Here is a 17,491-nt window from a genome sequence, read left to right on the forward strand (position 1 = left end):
AGGGTTTAGATAATGAAACGTAGATGGATACTCATTGGAATGTGCCTCATTCTCGCTTTATTAGGACACTCCTTTTTCTTATATGAATATACGCAAGGCCGATATATGACGGGAGATGGGGATGGCATTTCGCAAATGCTCCCGTTTAAAAAGCTGCTGTATGATGAATACGTCAAAGGAAACTTCTTTTATTCCTATCAATTTGGTCTAGGCGGCGGTACATATACGCAATTAGGTTATTATTTTACAACATCGACTGTTTTTATGGTCACAGTTGCTGTCGTCTGGCTGTTGAATGCGCTTCACCTTATACAGTCAACAGATATTCACTTTTGGGCAAATGCTGTTATTTGGCTTAGTGTGATCAAGCTGACGGTCATTCTGTTCATCGCATACCGTGTGCTTCTTTCGATTGTGCAACATAGGCTGGGGGCGCTGACAGGTGCCGGTATTTACGGACTGTCCATTGTGTACTTTCGGCATCAAACATTTTGGGAGTTTTTCACCGACAGCATGATGTGGCTTCCGCTGCTTGTGCTTGGGGTTGAACGTATCTTTAAAACAGGCAAGCCGGCTTGGTTTATTGCGGCTTGCAGTCTCATGCTGATCAATAATTTTTACTTTGCTTACATTCACTTTATCTTTTTAGCCATTTATCTTGTCTTTAGATATATGATCAAGCTTCAAAGCGAGGAGCGAGGCTGGAAGGTGTTCTGGACCCTTGCGATCTCTACGTTGTTATCGTTTGGGATCAGTGCTGCCTTTTTTATTCCGTCTGTTTACGGCTTTCTCAATAATGTAAGACCGCCGTATGAACAGGCAATTCCTTGGTTTGAGCTGCATGATCATCTGCTGTTTACAAGCAGGGTGTATTTATTGCCAGTCATCTTTCTGATTTGTCTGTTTCTCGTTCCGCTTTACCGGAACAGATGGTTTTTCATGTTCACATCGATCAGTGTTCTGCTGATCATTTTTCACTACAGTCCAAAGATGGCGAGCGTGTTTAATGGTTTTTCTGCACCGCAGTACAGATTTGAATACATTCTTGCTTTTACAGTTGGAGCAGTCGTAGCCATCACCATCAAGCATTTCTCGCAAATTGAGTGGAAGTGGAAAAAACGTGCGGTTTTAGGCGCTTGGATCGTGTTCCTTCTCGCAGTCGCCCTTTCAGAACGAGCAAAGGGAAACATGGATGTTGTTGTATTTACCGGAATAGGACTGCTTGTGATCAGCTTGTTCTTCCTCTCGATACATGCTGGGAAACGTCTGCACCTTCGTCTCTTTTCAGCTGTGCTCATCGTTGTGAGCTTACTGACAGCAGGCGTGTATCAGCAGGGCTACTTATTTGAAAGAAGTAATATTAAGAGCGTATCAGATACGTATCTGAATAGTGAGGCGTATGCTGGACATGAGCAAATGAAGCTCATTCAGCAGATTCAAAGCCGCTCTTCAAAAGATCCGCTTGCCCGGATTGATTGGATGAACGGCGTGCGCAACAACACCCCGTTATTTGAAGGCTTTCAAGGCATGAGTGCGTATTCAAGTATATTGAATCAGCATCTGCTCCATTTCTACTGGAATGACCTGCAAATTGATATGGGACGGGAAAGTGTCAGCCGTTATGCAACAATGGGGGACAGGGCGAATTTATACAGCCTGACCTACGGGAAGTATTATATGAGAGACAAAAGGATGTCTTACTCACCGCCGGTTTATTTCAAGCCAATCTTGGAAAGCGAGCATTATGAAGTGTATGAAAATACACGTCCGCTCCCATTTGCAAGAACAACGAGTACCGTCTATTCAGAAAAGTCACTAGAGCATGCGTCAGCACTTGATAAAGAACATGCGATGTTGCAAGGTGTGATCTTAAACAAAAAAGGAAATGCTGAAATCGACCAATCGCCTGATCGAATAAAGGATACAAACATTCATACTGAACAAGCTGTATACGAAAATGGCGTGCTTGATGTATACGGAGAAACGGGCGGGCTGAATATCACCCTTCCAGATGATATCGCTCGCGTGGGGGATGTGTATGTGAGCTTTTATGTGAAGCGGACCGACCGTAACGAAGGGTTTCAGTTATCTGTGGATGACTACGTCACATCACGCAAAAGCAATACGTCTATCTACAAAACAGGCGTTAATGACGTGACGATTCGAGTCCCAGCTGAAAAAATCCTTTCCATTCGAGTGCCAAAAGGGACGTATGAGCTGAGTCAATTAAAGCTGTATCATGAGCCATACCGCATCCTTGAGCGAGCATATGAAAAAGAAAAACAGGATGACGGTAGCCAGCAAGTAAAGCTTAAAAATAACCGCTTTACGATTTCATATGATAACAAGCGCAGCGATAATTACATGGTTCTACCTGTTCCATATGAAAAAGGCTGGGAGCTCACGGTGAACGGACAGCAAACCGATATTGAACAAGCCAATTACGCCTTTATCGGTTTTCCAATAGAAAAAGGCAAAAACGAGATTGTGCTAACCTACTATCCGCCTTATATCAGAATTCTCGCATTGATTTCACTCGTCAGTTTGATCGGTGCGATCCTCTATGCACGGAGACAACACAAGAAACACCACTTTTTAGCATAAGTGGTGTTTTTTATCTTTCATCTCATACGTAAGTTTCTTCATCCCATTCAATCGTGTATTCGTTCATTTTTTTATCAATATTGTTTTGAATACTCATGTGCTGAAATAGCGCATTCAATTCTTCTGTCCTCTTTCTTCGATCCTTTTCATAATAATAGAACGCATCTCGATAATCATGATCCCTTAGCATCTTTGCTATGAGCATGGCATCTTCTAGACTATACGATGCTCCTTGACCAACAAAAGGGTTCGCCGTATGTACCGCATCACCTACAAGAACAACACGTCCTTTTGACCACACAGGAAAATCCTTTATTTCATAGATACTTCTTGGAAAGAACATGTTTGTATGATCGATGATGTCAGAAAGATGTTTAGGAATGTTCCAATGTTCCATTTGTTTATATAATAACTGTCGGATGGTTTCTTTATTGGCTTTCTCAAAATGTTTTGTAGGTAACTTCTCAGGACACTGAGAGAAAGCTTGCCATAAAATATTCATTTTATTTGTTGGATGCGCTTTCCCAAAAATGAATTGAAAGTTTCCGTCATTGTAAAAATAACTTGTTGCCTCATCCAATACAAAATCCTTCACAAACGATACTCCTTGTAGTCCCCAAAAACCGCTATAGTCTAATTTAGCATTAAACGCAATAGCCTCTCTTGTTTTAGAAAAAGTTCCATCTGCTCCTATTACGATATCACCTGTTATCACAGTTTCATCTTCAAAAAGAACCTGAACGGAATGAGGATGCTGTGTGATTGAGATTAACTTTTTGTTGTATTTCACTTCTATTCCTTGGCGGTGAACTTCTTTTAAAAGTGATTTGATGATTTGGTCTCTCATGACGTTCAGTAAAGGAGCATCATAATATTTTTCACTATAATTGTGAAAGATCGCTTCTACTTCATTTTCACTGTTTATTTGCTGGATCTTCTTTATCACGGTTGCATTTGCTATCACTTCATTTTTACACCCGATTCCATCCAAGATCTTTACCCCATTCGGAGACAGTAAAAAACCTGCTCCTGTTTCTAATTCTTCATCTGACCTGCTTTCATAAATCGTACTTTCCATTCCAGCCTTTTTTAAGAATAAAGAAGTAGCCAATCCTGCTACACCACTGCCGATAATGATCACATTTTGAGATTTCATTATTTTCCCTCCTATTTTATAAACAGACCGGTCGGTTTATTTTGGTGCAAAAAAATAAGCTTTCTCATATAGGACAGCGTATCACAATTCCCCCTCTTCATTTGGTAATTAAAGTATATGATAATATGTTATAAATGATTTCGCAAGAATGAAACTAACCAATTTCTGATCAACTTCTTTTAAAAACATGAAGGGGATAACAAAACATGAACAAAGACACCGTGATAAAACACTATGAACACACCCTTGAATGGGTACAGTCACTAACGGAAGTAACAGAAGAAGAATGGCGTAGCGCCATCGCTGATGGAAAGTGGAGCATTGCTGAGATCATCGCACATCTCGTTCCATGGGATGAATTTATTTTACACGATCGCCTAAAGGAATTTTGGAACAATAAAGCGTTACCTCAGGCACCTGATGTGCATGAAATGAACCGGCAGTCAGCCGAAAGAGCAAGAAAGGAAGAGAGAAGCGAGACGATTGGGCGATTTATTGCTGTCAGAACAGAATTACTTCAAGAAATGAAGAAAATCGAACCATCTCGCTGGAATGCATCCTTTTTGATCGGTCAAACAGAGCTGACGTTATCAAGTTATTTTGAAGGCTTGATTAAGCATGATCTCCATCATATGGAGCAGATTAAAAAAGTACTCTCTACAGAAAGACGATAGAGCGTCACGAAGCTTCTTTCTCAAATGGAAACGTCGCATAATCAAACAAAAAATGAAATAGCCAAAGACTAAGCGCAAAGAGAATTTCTTCAGAAGTAGTCAGCAAAATGCCGTCAACCAATTCATCTGATAAGTAGACAGCGCCCCAAATAAACAAAAGGTGAAATAAGACGGCATAGAAAACGATGGATCTTTTTTTGGACCGACACTTACGAACAAAACACATGAGCACGTGTTCCAGATGTTCAAAAGAGATCCCGAGTACAACGTAGATGCCCATAAACAGAAGCAACGATAAAACCGATTGATAAAAAGCACCCGTCAAATGAAAGAACAGTACACAAAACAACAAAAATATGTAACAGACAGCTGATAGCGCTATCAGGCATTTCACCCCTTGCCATAAAGCGTGAACAGATTGCTGCATGGGTAAACAACACTCCTTTACATGAAGATACCTGCAAAAAGGACAGCCTTTTTGCAGGAAGGTGGAATTAATCCTCTTTTTTGGGTGCAGCAATGACAGGATGTTTTTCAGTATCAAGCAATTTCAAGAATTCTTCACCTTGATCTAAATGATCAAGAACAAGCTGTTTCGGTGTAACCGCAAGCCACTGATTGAGTGAAATGTCTGCATAATGATCGCTCTTAAAGATTTCTAAGAAATAGAGCGGTTCGTCGCCTGTATTTTCTACATAATGCCCCATCGCAAATGGCACATAGCCAACATCTCCCGCCTGATAGTTAAAGGTTCTTGCATGTCCATCAGAAGCAAATACCGTCATTCGAGCTTTTCCAGAAATGAAATATTGCCATTCATCCGTATTTGGATGCCAGTGCAGCTCACGGATGGCACCTGGATCAACTTTCACAAGAGCGGATGCAATCGTTTTAGACGCTTTAAAATTGGTAGAGTCCGCAATCCACACTTGTCCGCCGCTTGACGTAATTGGCTCTTGTTTTAACAGCTCATATTTAAAGGAATTCGGGACTTCCCCTTGCTCTGTTTGCACCTTGTCACATTCAAGGGAACCAGGAATTCCTTTTTGGAAAATATACTTCTCTTTTTCTGGCAGCTTCTCAAATTGCTCCTTTGTCATTCCAAAGTTTTGGAGAACGACTTCCTCTGGCGTATGGGCAAGCCAATCAGTCACTTGGAACGTACTATTTTCAGAGAAAGACCCATCATCAAACACAAGCAAGAATTCCGCTCCCGGTTCAAGTGCTTGGATAGAGTGCGGCAAGCCAGAAGGGAAGTACCATAAATCTCCCTCAGTCACATCTTCTGTAAAATTGCGCCCCTCTGCATCAACCGATGTAATCCGGGCTTCCCCATAAATCATGTACGCCCACTCCGCTTCCTTATGCCAGTGCAGCTCGCGAATCGCACCAGGCTTTAGCCGCATGTTCACAGAGGCAAGACTTTTAGAGATTGGCAGTTCACGTACCGTGACTTCTCTTGCGTAACCGCCTTTTTCTAAACGGTTGTGCGTATCAGAAAAAGAATATTTCATGTTGGGAACCGTTCCATGATCGGTTTCTGGTGGCGTGAGCATATCTGGGTTTTGTCTGTCTCGCTCGAGATTACGTGGAATTTTGACCGTTGCTCCTTTTTCTCCTCGAATCGGCTGCGGTACACCATTTTGCTTTTCACTCATGATAAAATCCCCTTTCAACATCGTATTGTGTGAGGTGACAAAAGGCCTTTCATTTCGCCCTCGTTTTCATAAGGTGAAACGAATCAAGAAGATGTCAATCTGATTCATCATTTTTTTGAACAGCGACCAATCGTTGGATGAGTTTGCTTAATTCATCAAACTTTCGTTCAAAACGTGTCAGCAAGTAAACTGTCAAAATGGCAGGAAAGCCAGCCTGACCGAGCTGCTTCAGCCATTCCTCCGAAAAAAAGGTCTCCATTTGTCTCACCTCCCAGCGGATGCTCGTCTTCTCTATAAGTGGTATGAAAGAAGAAATAGGAAATCAAAGAGGGAGAAAATGAACCATTAGACCCGTTTCACAAAGTTTACTTTTTTTAACTTTTGTCCACTTAATGCAAGTAGAGAGAACAAAGGGGAGGATGCACATGGATTATCGGCTGTTATTGAAAGCAAAATGGAAAGAAATCATTGATCACCCGCTCATTCAGCAGTTTTTAAGCAACCCGAAAAACGAGCAGCTGCTTCGGCAAGTCATGGAAGAGCCAAACGAAGAAAATGCGAAAAAACTAGATTCCGAGTTCAAACAGTTCTATCAGAAAATCCGCATCATCAAGTATATCTCCACAATGATCCGCATCTTTTCAGTCGACTTTGACAAACGAGTAAAAAAGAAGCAGCAGCGTTTTCCACTCATACTCGATCATCCTGATACACAAGAAGTGAAAGACCCTGTTCAAACAGATACGTATGAAGCCGTGCTCTTCAACCAGCAAGACTTAGGGGAGCACCTGCAAGACCAAAGATTGTACAAGGCCTACCAGCAGCTCACAGACAAACAAAAAATGGTCTTAACCCATATTTATGTTGAAGGTCAAACAATGAAAGAAATAGCCGACCGGCTAGGCGAAACGAGACAAAACATCTCAAACATCCACAAAAAAGCGCTCAACAAACTAAAAGAAGAAACAGGGGGAGATGTCCGTGCACGAAGACAAAATGACCAATGGAGAAATGGAAGAACTCATTGAAACCTTCACACCCATGATCAAAAAGAAACTACAAAACACGGCATATCAAGAAAGAGAAGACCTCGAACAAGAACTCTACATCAAACTCATCGAAAAAGTAGACTGGCTGATTTACCAAGAGGGACCTGGCTTTTGGGAGTTTATTGTGGAATATATGACGAAGTTGTAAGAGTTGTAAGCACAAAAAAAGACTCGCTCACACAGAGCCGAGTCTTAATTTTTTTTGCAGTTTTTCTTCACTGAAAATCCAGCCGGTATAGGAATTTTTGATTTGGTGGTCCATGTCGATATGGCAGATCGCGACAAAAGGATAGTGACCTTTGCTGCGGTAGCGCAAATCAATGAACCGTACCTCATAATGATCTTTGTATTTATCCACTTCCCACCGGTAGACAGGGGAGAAGGAGAGAAAGGCTGAAATGTTTTCGTCTTGTTTGGCAATTTTCATAATCTCTGTATCAGGGACCGGCACACGGTTAAAGGTGTCTAAAATGATGATCTCACCATTCATACTGCGTCCAACATGGAAAGAGGATTTACATTTCACGGCAATGCGCCATTGTCTGAACTTCATCGTAGGCGAAATAATAATGTCCTCAATTTCATTGAATCGTGCACGCAGCTGGCGTTTAATCTGAAGCTGCATGATGACCCTGACGATATAATAACAGAAAATCACGGCATACAGCGTAATAAACGTATAGCCGGGATGCCCGCCAATCGCCCAACCGACAATGGCGACAAGATGTGTAAAAAAGATAAACGGATCAAACGTATTAATGATCCCAAGCGCTACCCATTTTTTTGAAAATGGACGAATGGCCTGCGTGCCGTAAGCATTGAAAATATCGACAAACACATGAAGCACGACGGCTAATAGTGTCCATAACCAAAGATGGAGTAAATCCGCCCCCGGCACAAATGGGAAAATCACAGCCGGAATCAGCAATGACCAGAACAGTACAGCCGGAATGGAATGAGTAAATCCTCGGTGATTTCTTATATAAACTGCATTATTTTTTAGTTTTAGCACAGTATCAATGTCTGGTGCTTGGGAGCCGGCAATAGTCGCGATCATCACGGCATGAGCCATGTGTGGATCTGCGCTGACGGCTGGATCTAAAAGCGCAAGTCCCCCAAGAGAAATGCCCATTACTACATGAGTACCAGTGTCCAATTGATTACCTCCTAGTTGTCATGCTTAGGAACAATCATACAAAGTATACGTCTCTCATCAAGACTATGTGCAAAATCACTTTTGCTTTATCCCGATTTAATGTAACATGTTAACGTATCTACAAACAGTATACAACAAATAAGGTTCTTTTCAGAACGTTAGCCCTCGGTTCGATAAGAAGGAGTATAGATATGAAAGACATTCAAGAAAAGCTGGACCGCAAAGATATTGCGGGCTTTCAGCATGATTTAATCGATTGGTATGAAAAAGAACAACGTACACTTCCATGGCGTGAAAATCAAGATCCATACCGCGTCTGGGTATCAGAAGTGATGCTCCAGCAAACGAGAGTGGATACGGTCATTCCGTACTTCAATCGGTTTATGGAGCAATTCCCGACGGTGAAGGATCTTGCTTTAGCTGATGAAGAAAAGGTCATGAAAGCATGGGAAGGTCTTGGCTACTACTCACGAGTGCGTAATTTACAGGCAGCTGTGAAAGAAGTCTATGAATCCTACGGGGGCGTTGTCCCTGATACGAAAGAACAATTTTCAAAGCTAAAAGGTGTAGGCCCGTATACGAGCGGCGCAGTGCTGAGTATCGCCTATAACAAGCCATACCCTGCGGTAGACGGCAACGTGATGAGGGTCATTTCCCGTATCTTGTCCATATGGGATGATATTGCAAAACCAAAAACGAGAAACATTTTCGAATTTGCGGTTGATCAGCTCATTTCCCGGGAAAAGCCGTCAGAATTTAATCAAGGGCTAATGGAGCTAGGTGCGCTTATTTGCACCCCAACCTCTCCTGCATGCCTCATTTGTCCTGTAAACATGCATTGCTCGGCACTTGAGGAAGGCGTTCAGCATGAGCTGCCGGTGAAAAGTAAAAAGAAAAAGCCGACTGCGAAATCAATGGCAGCGGTGGTGTTATTTGATGATGAAGGCCACCTCTATATTCATAAGCGTCCAAGTACAGGTCTGCTTGCGAATTTATGGGAGTTCCCAAACATGGAAACAATGAAGGGAAGAAAAACGGAAAAAGAGCAGCTGATTGATTTCTTAAAAGAGGAAGCGGGTGTACAAGCAGAACTTGGTGATTTAGAAGGCACCATTCAACATGTATTTACCCACCTCATCTGGAATATTTCTGTTTTCTTTGGACGTGTGACCTCTGTATCAGATGACACGATGCTGAAAAAAGTCACAACAGAAGAATTTGAGGCATATGCTTTGCCAGTCTCACATCAAAAAATATGGAAGATGGCACTTGAACAGCCTAGTCATATTTAACCGTTGTACCATGGGTATAATCGGCTTCATTTCGGTGCAGACCCCCGCGGTTTTCAATTTCAGAAATGATTTCTCGATACTTAGATTGCCCTTCTTCGTTTAAATAAGGTAAAATTTGTTGGAAAGCATGATGAAAAAAAGCAAGCTCAGTATCTTTCCATTGATCCTTTGACATCATGCCAAGCTGGCTTAAATCGCGTCCGACATACATGAATGTAACCTCCTAATAGGAACTTTCCTATTAGTGTGAAGCGAATGGACGAAAACTATTCAAATCAGGAGATGAACCATAATGAACAAGCGTAAATGTGCACTAATTACAGGCAGCAGTAGAGGTGTCGGGAAAGAAGTAGCCCTTCGCCTGGCTGAAAAAGGATATGACATTGTCATTAACTATGCAAGAAGCAAAAAAGCAGCACTTGAAACAGCTGAAGAAATTGAAGCGATGGGTGTTAAAACATTAGTTGTCAAAGCCAACGTTGGTCAGCCAGAGAAAATCAAAGACATGTTCCAGCAAATTGACGAAACGTTTGGCCGTTTAGACGTATTTGTGAACAATGCGGCATCTGGCGTTCAGCGCCCAATCATGGATCTTGAAGAAAATCATTGGGACTGGACCATGAATATCAATGCGAAGGCCTTGTTATTCTGCGGACAAGAAGCAGCCAAATTAATGGAGAAAAACGGCGGCGGACATATCGTCAGCATTAGCTCACTAGGCTCCATCCGCTACCTTGAAAACTACACGGTGGTCGGTGTATCTAAAGCAGCACTAGAAGCGTTGACACGCTACCTATCCGTTGAGCTGTCACAAAAAAATATCGTCGTAAATGCCGTATCAGGCGGTGCCATTGATACAGATGCACTCAAGCACTTCCCGAATCGTGAAGAGCTATTAGAAGACGCTAAGAAAAATACACCAGCAGGCCGTATGGTGGAAATTAAAGACATGGTCGACAGTGTAGAATTCCTTGTATCAGGCAAAGCAGATATGATTAGAGGACAGACGATTATCGTCGATGGCGGACGTTCTTTGCTTGTTTAAAAAAATGATGAATAAGATGTACACCTTCTGCACAAATTAATGTGCGTGGAGGTGATAATGATGGATAAACAACAAAACAAAACAAACGCACAACAAGTGAAAAAACAAAACCAAGCTGCTGCACAAGGCGGTCAATATGGCACTGAATTTGCTAGCGAGACTGACGCACAGCACGTAAAAAAATACAACCAAAAAGCTGAGCAAAACAAACAACAAAACAGCTAATCACTGAAACAAAGGGAAGCACTTCATCTACGAATGAAGTGCTTTTCTTTTTGCCTCTCCCCACCATCCGACAAAACCTGTAAAACCTCTACATAAACAGTCAAAGGACTTCTTCCTTCTTTCAAGAAATGGTATAGATACAAAAAGTCGATACGAATGAAAGGGAGGAGTTAGATGTCTGATTTCGATCAGCTTGTCAGAGAACAAATGCAGCTTATGGATCAGCTGCTCGATGTACAAGGAGAACTCGATCTGTACTTAGAGACAGAAAAACGATTGCTGCAAGGTGAAAAAAAGGAAGAGCGGCATAAGCTTCATGATCAAATCAAACAGAAACGAGAGGAACTGCAAAAAGTCCAGACACTATTTACAAAACAGACTGAACAAGTCATCAATTCGTATAAACAAATGGAGAAGAGCTCAACCGTGATGTAAAAGAGTGTGCCGTTCAATTGGGTTGAATGGCTTTTTCATTTCATTTTTTAATGATGTAACGGTATAATATAATAGAGACATGTTTAGTTGGGAAATTAGGTCTTTGGACTGTTAGGTTTGTTTGTTATAGAAAGTAGGGGAGAAAATATGGGCTATCCCAAGGAAGGAGAAACCATCCAAATTCAAAGCTATAAACATAATGGCTTGATCCACAGGATTTGGAATGAAACCACCATTCTGAAAGCAACGGAATTGTGTATCATTGGTGCAAACGATCGAACAATGGTGACTGAATCCGATGGCCGAACATGGATGACAAGAGAACCGGCTATTTGCTATTTTCATGCAAAACAATGGTTTAATGTCATTGGGATGCTTCGAGATGATGGGGTGTATTATTACTGCAACATCAGCTCTCCTTTTGCGACAGATGAAGAGGCGATTAAGTATATTGATTACGACTTAGATGTCAAAGTCTTTCCGGACATGACGTATAATATTTTGGATGAGGATGAATATGCAGATCATAAGAGGCAGATGAATTATCCAAAAGAAATCGATAGTATCTTACGAGAGCATCTAAATACATTACTGCATTGGATTCACCAGCGGAAGGGACCGTTTGCTCCAGAATTTGTGGATATGTGGTATGAACGTTTTTTGCGTTATACAAAATAAGTAACAGCAGCTAAAACCTGTTTGGCTTTTCAAAGCCAACAGGTTTTTGATTGCGTACGGATAAGAGGCACTGATAGATTGGGAAGGAGATTTACATGGGGGTCATAAAACGTTACATGGCTTTTGTAACACCGTATAAAAAACAAATTGCATTGACAATGGTGATCGGAATGATTAAGTTCTCGATTCCCTTAACATTGCCTCTGCTTTTAAAGTATGTCATTGATGATGTCATTCAAGGCTCTGGATCGGCTGAAGAAAAAACATCCACTCTCTTTATTATTATGGGAATCATGCTTGTATTATTTTTAGTGATGAGACCGCCTGTTGAGTACTACAGACAATACTATGCGCAGTGGACAGGCAGTAAAGTATTATTTGATATTCGGGAAAAACTGTTCTCGCACATTCAAAAGCTAAGCCTTCGTTATTACGCCAACACGAGAACAGGGGAAATTATTTCAAGGGTCATCAACGATGTGGAGCAAACAAAGGAATTTGTCATCACAGGGCTTATGAACATTTGGCTTGATTTGATGACCGTCCTGATTGTGATAGCCATTATGTGTACACTGGATCTTAAACTCACCATTGTGTCTGTCATTATTTTTCCGCTGTATGCGTTAGCAGTGAAGTATTTTTACGGACGGCTTCGCAAGCTGACAAAAGAGCGGTCGCAGGCACTCGCTGAGGTGCAAGGGCACCTGCATGAGCGAGTACAAGGAATGCCTGTCATTCGCAGCTTTGCGATTGAAGAATACGAACAAGAGAATTTTCACGATGAAAATAAAAATTTCTTAAACAAAGCGATCAATCATACGAATTGGAATGCCAAAACATTCGCCGTCGTCAATACGATCACAGACATTGCGCCGCTGCTCATCATTGCTTTTGCTGGCTATACCGTCATTAACGGGTCGCTTTCAATTGGGACAATGATTGCCTTTGTCGGCTACATTGACCGGATGTACAACCCGATTCGTCGTCTCATTAACTCATCGACGACTTTAACTCAGTCAGTAGCATCAATGGATCGTATTTTTGAGTTTATTGATGAACCGTATGAAGTAACAGACAAGCCGAATGCAAAAGAAGCCAATCACTTAAAAGGAGAGGTAGAATTTAAAGATGTGTCGTTCCGTTACGAACATACACAGGAAGAGATTTTACACAATATCTCCTTGAAAGTAGAAAAAGGTCAAACCGTTGCGCTTGTAGGAATGAGCGGCGGAGGGAAGTCGACACTCGTCAGCTTAATTCCAAGATTTTATGATGTCACAAGCGGATCACTCGAAATTGACGGCATTGATATTAAAGAATACAAGGCAAGAAGCCTCCGGAATCAAGTCGGAATGGTGCTCCAAGATACATTCTTATTCAGTGACACCATTAAAGAAAATATCGCTGTGGGAGACCCGGAAGCAACCTTTGAGAAAATTGTGTCGGCGGCCAAAGCGGCTAATGCCCATGAGTTCATCATGTCTCTTCCTGAAGGATATGACACAAAGGTAGGAGAACGTGGCGTAAAGCTGTCAGGCGGTCAAAAACAACGAATTTCAATTGCGAGGGTATTTCTTAAAAATCCACCGCTGCTTATTTTAGACGAAGCAACGTCTGCACTTGATTTAGAAAGTGAACATTACATTCAAGAAGCGATGCAAAAGCTGGCAAAAGATCGCACAACTTTTATAGTTGCACACCGTTTATCAACGATTACACATGCGGACCTCATTGTGGTCATGGAACAAGGCGAGATTGTGGAAAAAGGAACACATGAAGAATTAATGAACCGAGACAGCCACTATCGCCATCTATTTACCATTCAAACATTAAATTAGTAGAAGCCTATCCGATTCTAGCGGATAGGCTTTTTTATGCTTGTCAAAAACATGACATATTTCCCAGCTTGTCTCAATACAATTTTAAAAAGTATGACGGGGTGGTGAATATGTGAAAGAACAAGAAGTATTGCTAGATGTCAAACAGCTGTCTATTGCTTTTCAGCAAAAAAAGCAGAGAGTGCCGATCGTCCATGACATCTCATTCTCTATTCAAAAAGGAGAAACCTTAGGTATTGTGGGCGAATCTGGCTGCGGGAAAAGCATCACATCGATGTCTTTAATGGGGCTGAATCACCAAACAGAAACAACAGGTCACATACAATTTGAAGGTCAAAACCTGCTGTCACTTTCGGAGAAACAATGGCGAGAGGTCAGAGGGAATGACATCTCAATGATTTTCCAGGAACCCATGACTTCTCTCAATCCACTCATGACCATCGGCAAGCAAATGACAGAAGCCCTTTTCACACACCAGGCTATCAGCCAAAAAGAAGCAAAAGTGAAGGCAGTAGATTTGCTTCAAACGGTAGGCCTGAAACAAGCAGCGTCATTACTCAAAAAATATCCACATGAACTATCGGGTGGCATGCGTCAGCGTGTGATGATTGCTATGGCAATGCTGTGTCACCCAAAGCTCATGATTGCAGATGAACCAACGACTGCACTTGATGTCACCATCCAAGCACAAATTCTTCGTTTGCTCAAAAGGTTAAATGAAGAGATGGACACCGCTATTTTATTTATTACTCATGATTTAGGCGTCGTGCGGCAAATATGCCAGCGTGTCATGATTATGTATGCCGGTCGAATCGTAGAAGAAGGAACCGTTGACCGTATTTTTCAAAAACCTCTGCATCCCTACACGAAAGGTCTTTTCGCCTCTGTTCCATCATTTAAAGAGAAAAAAGAAAAACTCATGTCTATTGCGGGTCATGTACCTAAGCCAGGAGCTATTCGGTCCGGCTGTCAATTTGCACCACGCTGTCCATATCAAATGACGCAATGTCTTAAAAAAGACCCATCTTTACAATCCATTTCACACAATCACCGCGTCGCATGTTTTCTAATGGAAGGAGGAGAAGACACTGAATCACCCACTGTTGCAAGTGAATCTACTGACGAAGCGTTATGACACATCGGCATTTTTTTCTAAACACAAACAGACGACTTTGGCTTTAAATCAAGTGTCCTTTCACGTGAAAGAAGGAGAGACGCTCGGCATTGTGGGCGAATCTGGCTGCGGGAAATCAACCCTTGGCAAAAGCTTAATGAGATTAATCGAACCGACTTCTGGCTCAATCCAAATGAAAGGACAAGAAGTGACGCTTCTGAAAGAACGAGACATGCGTTCCTTCAGAAAAGACATTCAAATGATTTTCCAAGATCCATACGCTTCCTTAAATCCACGAATGAAAATCAAAGACATTTTAGAAGAACCGCTCATTGTTCATAAACATGGAACAAAAGCAGAAAGACAAAAGCGGGTAAAAGAGATGCTGCACATTGTTGGGTTTGACCCATCCTATGGAGACCGTTATGCCCACCAATTCAGCGGCGGTCAGAGGCAGCGTATTGGAATTGCTAGGGCGCTAATTACTCATCCAAGTCTTGTGATTGCCGATGAGCCAGTTTCCGCTTTAGATGTATCGGTTCAAGCGCAAATTTTGAATTTAATGCTCGAATTGCAAAAGACGCTTTCTCTGACGTACTTGTTTATTTCTCACGATCTAGGCGTTGTCAAGTATATGAGCGACCGAATTGCAGTGATGTACGCTGGCCGTATTGTAGAAATGGGTCCTGCGGAGGCCGTATTTCACAAGCCGCTTCATCCTTATACATCGCTTCTTCTGAAATCCATTCCACATATGGATCACGTGCTGGAAACGCAGGATGTGTCAGCGGAAGAATCCACCTTGGTGTCAGAAGATGGCTGTCCTTTCTATAAAAGATGTCCAAAAAGGTGGGCGCAATGCTTGCAAGCTGTTCCGCCTTTGTATGAGGAGGAAACAGGTCATGCAGCTGCGTGCTATTTATATCAAAAGGAGGAACACAATGAAGAAGACATGGTTATTCAGTAGTTTCATTTTTGTGCTGGCATTTGCGTTATTTTTAGGGGGCTGTTCATCTTCATCAACATCAGAAGAAAAAGCCACAAAAGATACTCTCGTATTCGGTAGAGGAGGAGACTCTACGTCACTTGATCCGATTACAACAACAGAAGGCGAAACCTTCAAGGTCACAGAGAATATGTTTGAAAAGCTTTTGAATTACGGTGAAAAAGACACGACCATCCATCCGGGCCTCGCAACAGAATGGGATGTTGCGAAGGACGGAAAATCGTACACGTTCTACTTAAGAGAAGGTGTGAAATTTCACGATGGTACAGACTTTAATGCAGAAGCAGTAAAATTCAACTTTGACCGCTGGATGAATGGAGATGCTGAAAAATTTCCTTACTACGGCATGTTTGGCGGCTATAAAAAAGATAAAGGGCATGTCATTAAAGACATCATCGTCAAAGGAGAGCATGAAATTGAATTTCAACTCAAACGCCCGCAAGCAACATTTCTGAAAAACATCGCCATGTCACCATTTGGTATCGCTAGTCCTGCAGCAGTTGAAAAAAGCGGTGATTCATTTAGAGAAAACCCAGTTGGCACAGGACCATTTAAGTTTAAAGAATGGAAGCAGAACGACCGTATTGTCTTAGAAAAGAACGAAGATTACTGGCAAAAAGATAAACCAAAACTGAAACAAATCATCTTCCGCTCTATTCCTGAAAACTCTGCTCGTTTAAATGCGCTTAAAACAGGCGAAATCGACTTAATGGATGGCGTCAATCCGTCCGATTTAGATGGCATTAAAACAGACAAAGCGCTCCAGCTGATTGAAAGACCATCCATGAACGTAGGTTATATCGGGCTGACAGTGACGAGAAAGCCGCTTGATAACAAGTTGGTTCGTCAGGCACTCAATTATGCAGTTGATAAAGAATCAATCATCGAGTCGTTTTATGGAGGGCTTGCTGAACCAGCAAAAAATCCACTTCCTCCGTCATTAGAAGGCTACAATGACGAGATTGAGCCATATCCATATGATCCGGAAAAAGCAAAAGAACTATTGAAAGAGGCAGGCTTCCCTGACGGTTTTCGCATCAAGCTTTGGGCAATGCCTGTGCCGCGTCCATATATGCCAGACGGGATGAAGGTAGCTGAAGTCATTCAGTCAAACTTTGAAAAAGTTGGTGTCAAAGCCGAAATCGTCACATATGATTGGGCCACTTATTTAGATAAAGCAAGTAAAGGCGAAGCAGATGTGTTCTTATTAGGATGGACAGGGGACAATGGCGATCCTGATAATTTCATCTATACATTATTAGATAAAGACAGTATTGGCGGTAACAACTATACATTCTTCCAAAACGATAAAATGCATGACATCCTCATTGAAGCGCAGACCGATACGGATCAAAAGAAGCGAAATGAATTATATCAAGAAGCTCAAGAAATCATTCATGATGAAGCACCTTGGATTCCATTAGTCCATTCAATTCCAATGCTTGCCGCATCTAAAGATTTAAAAGGCTACCAGCCGCATCCGACTGGTTCCGAAGCATTGACTGACGTATATTTCGAATAAGCAAATAAGGGAGATCGTTCGATCTCCCTTATCCAAACA

The 17,491-nt window shown here is 41.9% G+C and carries 18 protein-coding genes and 1 pseudogene; 13 read left to right on the plus strand and 6 right to left on the minus strand.

Annotated features, from left to right (window positions below):
* Positions 1 to 9 precede the first annotated feature (9 nt).
* Positions 10 to 2,604: a YfhO family protein gene (locus ABG082_RS04125; RefSeq protein WP_348936817.1), complete on the plus strand. Its 2,595-nt coding sequence runs from the start codon at positions 10 to 12 to the stop codon at positions 2,602 to 2,604.
* Positions 2,605 to 2,626: 22 nt separating this feature from the next.
* Here the strand turns inward: ABG082_RS04125 and ABG082_RS04130 are convergent, their stop codons facing one another.
* Positions 2,627 to 3,760 carry an NAD(P)/FAD-dependent oxidoreductase gene (locus ABG082_RS04130; protein WP_348936586.1) on the minus strand — a complete coding sequence of 378 codons (1,134 nt, stop codon included), beginning with the start codon at positions 3,758 to 3,760 and terminating at the stop codon, positions 2,627 to 2,629.
* Between the two features lie 206 nt (positions 3,761 to 3,966).
* Between ABG082_RS04130 and ABG082_RS04135 the strand changes: the two genes are divergently transcribed.
* Positions 3,967 to 4,434 carry a DinB family protein gene (locus tag ABG082_RS04135; protein ID WP_348936587.1) on the plus strand — a complete coding sequence of 156 codons (468 nt, stop codon included), beginning with the start codon at positions 3,967 to 3,969 and terminating at the stop codon, positions 4,432 to 4,434.
* 4 nt (positions 4,435 to 4,438) lie between these two features.
* On the opposite strand, the gene ABG082_RS04140 is transcribed toward ABG082_RS04135, so the two are convergent.
* From ABG082_RS04140 to ABG082_RS04150, 3 genes are all read right to left on the minus strand, one after another.
* Positions 4,439 to 4,861, minus strand: coding sequence for a regulatory YrvL family protein (locus tag ABG082_RS04140; RefSeq protein ID WP_272511842.1), 423 nt, complete (start codon positions 4,859 to 4,861; stop codon positions 4,439 to 4,441).
* A gap of 67 nt (positions 4,862 to 4,928) precedes the next feature.
* Positions 4,929 to 6,092, minus strand: a complete 1,164-nt coding sequence (locus ABG082_RS04145) for an oxalate decarboxylase family bicupin (RefSeq protein WP_048002115.1) — start codon at positions 6,090 to 6,092, stop codon at positions 4,929 to 4,931.
* A gap of 94 nt (positions 6,093 to 6,186) precedes the next feature.
* Positions 6,187 to 6,351 (minus strand): YvrJ family protein, encoded by a 165-nt coding sequence (locus ABG082_RS04150; protein WP_003217819.1) that lies wholly within the window; start codon positions 6,349 to 6,351, stop codon positions 6,187 to 6,189.
* 166 nt (positions 6,352 to 6,517) lie between these two features.
* Here ABG082_RS04150 and ABG082_RS04155 point away from each other — a divergent pair, with 166 nt between their 5' ends.
* On the plus strand, positions 6,518 to 7,120 hold the full coding sequence (locus ABG082_RS04155) for a sigma-70 family RNA polymerase sigma factor (protein ID WP_348936588.1): 603 nt from the start codon (positions 6,518 to 6,520) through the stop codon (positions 7,118 to 7,120).
* Positions 7,068 to 7,289 (plus strand): sigma-O factor regulator RsoA, encoded by a 222-nt coding sequence (rsoA, locus tag ABG082_RS04160; RefSeq protein ID WP_041116267.1) that lies wholly within the window; start codon positions 7,068 to 7,070, stop codon positions 7,287 to 7,289. Before ABG082_RS04155 ends, rsoA begins: the two co-directional genes overlap by 53 nt.
* Positions 7,290 to 7,316: 27 nt before the next feature.
* On the opposite strand, the gene ABG082_RS04165 is transcribed toward rsoA, so the two are convergent.
* A complete protein-coding gene (locus tag ABG082_RS04165) occupies positions 7,317 to 8,297 on the minus strand; it encodes a metal-dependent hydrolase (protein WP_035703764.1) in 981 nt (326 codons plus the stop codon).
* Positions 8,298 to 8,488: 191 nt separating this feature from the next.
* On the opposite strand from ABG082_RS04165, the gene mutY reads away from it, so the two are divergent.
* Positions 8,489 to 9,589: an A/G-specific adenine glycosylase gene (gene mutY / locus ABG082_RS04170; protein ID WP_348936589.1), complete on the plus strand. Its 1,101-nt coding sequence runs from the start codon at positions 8,489 to 8,491 to the stop codon at positions 9,587 to 9,589.
* Here the strand turns inward: mutY and ABG082_RS04175 are convergent.
* Positions 9,576 to 9,800 (minus strand): hypothetical protein, encoded by a 225-nt coding sequence (locus ABG082_RS04175; protein WP_008341962.1) that lies wholly within the window; start codon positions 9,798 to 9,800, stop codon positions 9,576 to 9,578. The genes mutY and ABG082_RS04175 overlap by 14 nt on opposite strands.
* An 81-nt stretch (positions 9,801 to 9,881) precedes the next feature.
* On the opposite strand from ABG082_RS04175, the gene fabL reads away from it, so the two are divergent.
* The 8 genes and pseudogenes from fabL to ABG082_RS04215 all read left to right on the plus strand — a co-directional run bounded on the left by fabL (position 9,882) and on the right by ABG082_RS04215 (position 17,452).
* Positions 9,882 to 10,634, plus strand: coding sequence for an enoyl-[acyl-carrier-protein] reductase FabL (gene fabL / locus ABG082_RS04180; protein ID WP_007496726.1), 753 nt, complete (start codon positions 9,882 to 9,884; stop codon positions 10,632 to 10,634).
* A gap of 75 nt (positions 10,635 to 10,709) precedes the next feature.
* Positions 10,710 to 10,859 (plus strand): annotated as a pseudogene (locus ABG082_RS04185) (gamma-type small acid-soluble spore protein); the annotation flags it as partial.
* A gap of 174 nt (positions 10,860 to 11,033) precedes the next feature.
* Positions 11,034 to 11,294, plus strand: a complete 261-nt coding sequence (locus ABG082_RS04190) for a YgaB family protein (protein WP_017366881.1) — start codon at positions 11,034 to 11,036, stop codon at positions 11,292 to 11,294.
* A gap of 147 nt (positions 11,295 to 11,441) precedes the next feature.
* Entirely contained in the window at positions 11,442 to 11,972 is a 531-nt protein-coding gene (locus ABG082_RS04195) for a DUF402 domain-containing protein (RefSeq protein WP_008341956.1), read from the plus strand.
* Positions 11,973 to 12,067: 95 nt separating this feature from the next.
* On the plus strand, positions 12,068 to 13,810 hold the full coding sequence (locus ABG082_RS04200; RefSeq protein ID WP_017366882.1) for an ABC transporter ATP-binding protein: 1,743 nt from the start codon (positions 12,068 to 12,070) through the stop codon (positions 13,808 to 13,810).
* 112 nt (positions 13,811 to 13,922) lie between these two features.
* The gene (locus tag ABG082_RS04205) at positions 13,923 to 14,945 is read left to right on the plus strand and encodes an ABC transporter ATP-binding protein (protein WP_348936590.1); all 1,023 of its coding nucleotides are present in this window, start codon (positions 13,923 to 13,925) and stop codon (positions 14,943 to 14,945) included.
* Positions 14,914 to 15,891: an ABC transporter ATP-binding protein gene (locus ABG082_RS04210; protein ID WP_348936591.1), complete on the plus strand. Its 978-nt coding sequence runs from the start codon at positions 14,914 to 14,916 to the stop codon at positions 15,889 to 15,891. Before ABG082_RS04205 ends, ABG082_RS04210 begins: the two co-directional genes overlap by 32 nt.
* A complete protein-coding gene (locus ABG082_RS04215; protein WP_046343019.1) occupies positions 15,866 to 17,452 on the plus strand; it encodes an ABC transporter substrate-binding protein in 1,587 nt (528 codons plus the stop codon). The genes ABG082_RS04210 and ABG082_RS04215 overlap by 26 nt, the downstream gene beginning before the upstream one ends.
* The last annotated feature ends 39 nt before the right edge of the window (positions 17,453 to 17,491 follow it).

Origin of the sequence: Bacillus sp. BS1807G30 (genome assembly GCF_040047675.1) — a bacterium.
Lineage (GTDB): Bacteria > Bacillota > Bacilli > Bacillales > Bacillaceae > Bacillus > Bacillus altitudinis.

Excerpts from the sequence above, each read along its gene's own strand:
- ABG082_RS04175 (WP_008341962.1), bottom strand. The coding sequence starts at position 9,800 with ATGTATGTCGGACGCGATTTAAGCCAGCTTGGCATGATGTCAAAGGAT.
- mutY (WP_348936589.1), top strand. The coding sequence starts at position 8,489 with ATGAAAGACATTCAAGAAAAGCTGGACCGCAAAGATATTGCGGGCTTT.
- ABG082_RS04155 (WP_348936588.1), top strand. The coding sequence starts at position 6,518 with ATGGATTATCGGCTGTTATTGAAAGCAAAATGGAAAGAAATCATTGAT.
- fabL (WP_007496726.1), top strand. The coding sequence starts at position 9,882 with ATGAACAAGCGTAAATGTGCACTAATTACAGGCAGCAGTAGAGGTGTC.
- ABG082_RS04200 (WP_017366882.1), top strand. The coding sequence starts at position 12,068 with ATGGGGGTCATAAAACGTTACATGGCTTTTGTAACACCGTATAAAAAA.
- ABG082_RS04190 (WP_017366881.1), top strand. The coding sequence starts at position 11,034 with ATGTCTGATTTCGATCAGCTTGTCAGAGAACAAATGCAGCTTATGGAT.
- ABG082_RS04150 (WP_003217819.1), bottom strand. The coding sequence starts at position 6,351 with ATGGAGACCTTTTTTTCGGAGGAATGGCTGAAGCAGCTCGGTCAGGCT.
- ABG082_RS04145 (WP_048002115.1), bottom strand. The coding sequence starts at position 6,092 with ATGAGTGAAAAGCAAAATGGTGTACCGCAGCCGATTCGAGGAGAAAAA.
- ABG082_RS04215 (WP_046343019.1), top strand. The coding sequence starts at position 15,866 with ATGAAGAAGACATGGTTATTCAGTAGTTTCATTTTTGTGCTGGCATTT.
- ABG082_RS04135 (WP_348936587.1), top strand. The coding sequence starts at position 3,967 with ATGAACAAAGACACCGTGATAAAACACTATGAACACACCCTTGAATGG.
- ABG082_RS04130 (WP_348936586.1), bottom strand. The coding sequence starts at position 3,760 with ATGAAATCTCAAAATGTGATCATTATCGGCAGTGGTGTAGCAGGATTG.
- rsoA (WP_041116267.1), top strand. The coding sequence starts at position 7,068 with ATGTCCGTGCACGAAGACAAAATGACCAATGGAGAAATGGAAGAACTC.
- ABG082_RS04195 (WP_008341956.1), top strand. The coding sequence starts at position 11,442 with ATGGGCTATCCCAAGGAAGGAGAAACCATCCAAATTCAAAGCTATAAA.
- ABG082_RS04140 (WP_272511842.1), bottom strand. The coding sequence starts at position 4,861 with ATGCAGCAATCTGTTCACGCTTTATGGCAAGGGGTGAAATGCCTGATA.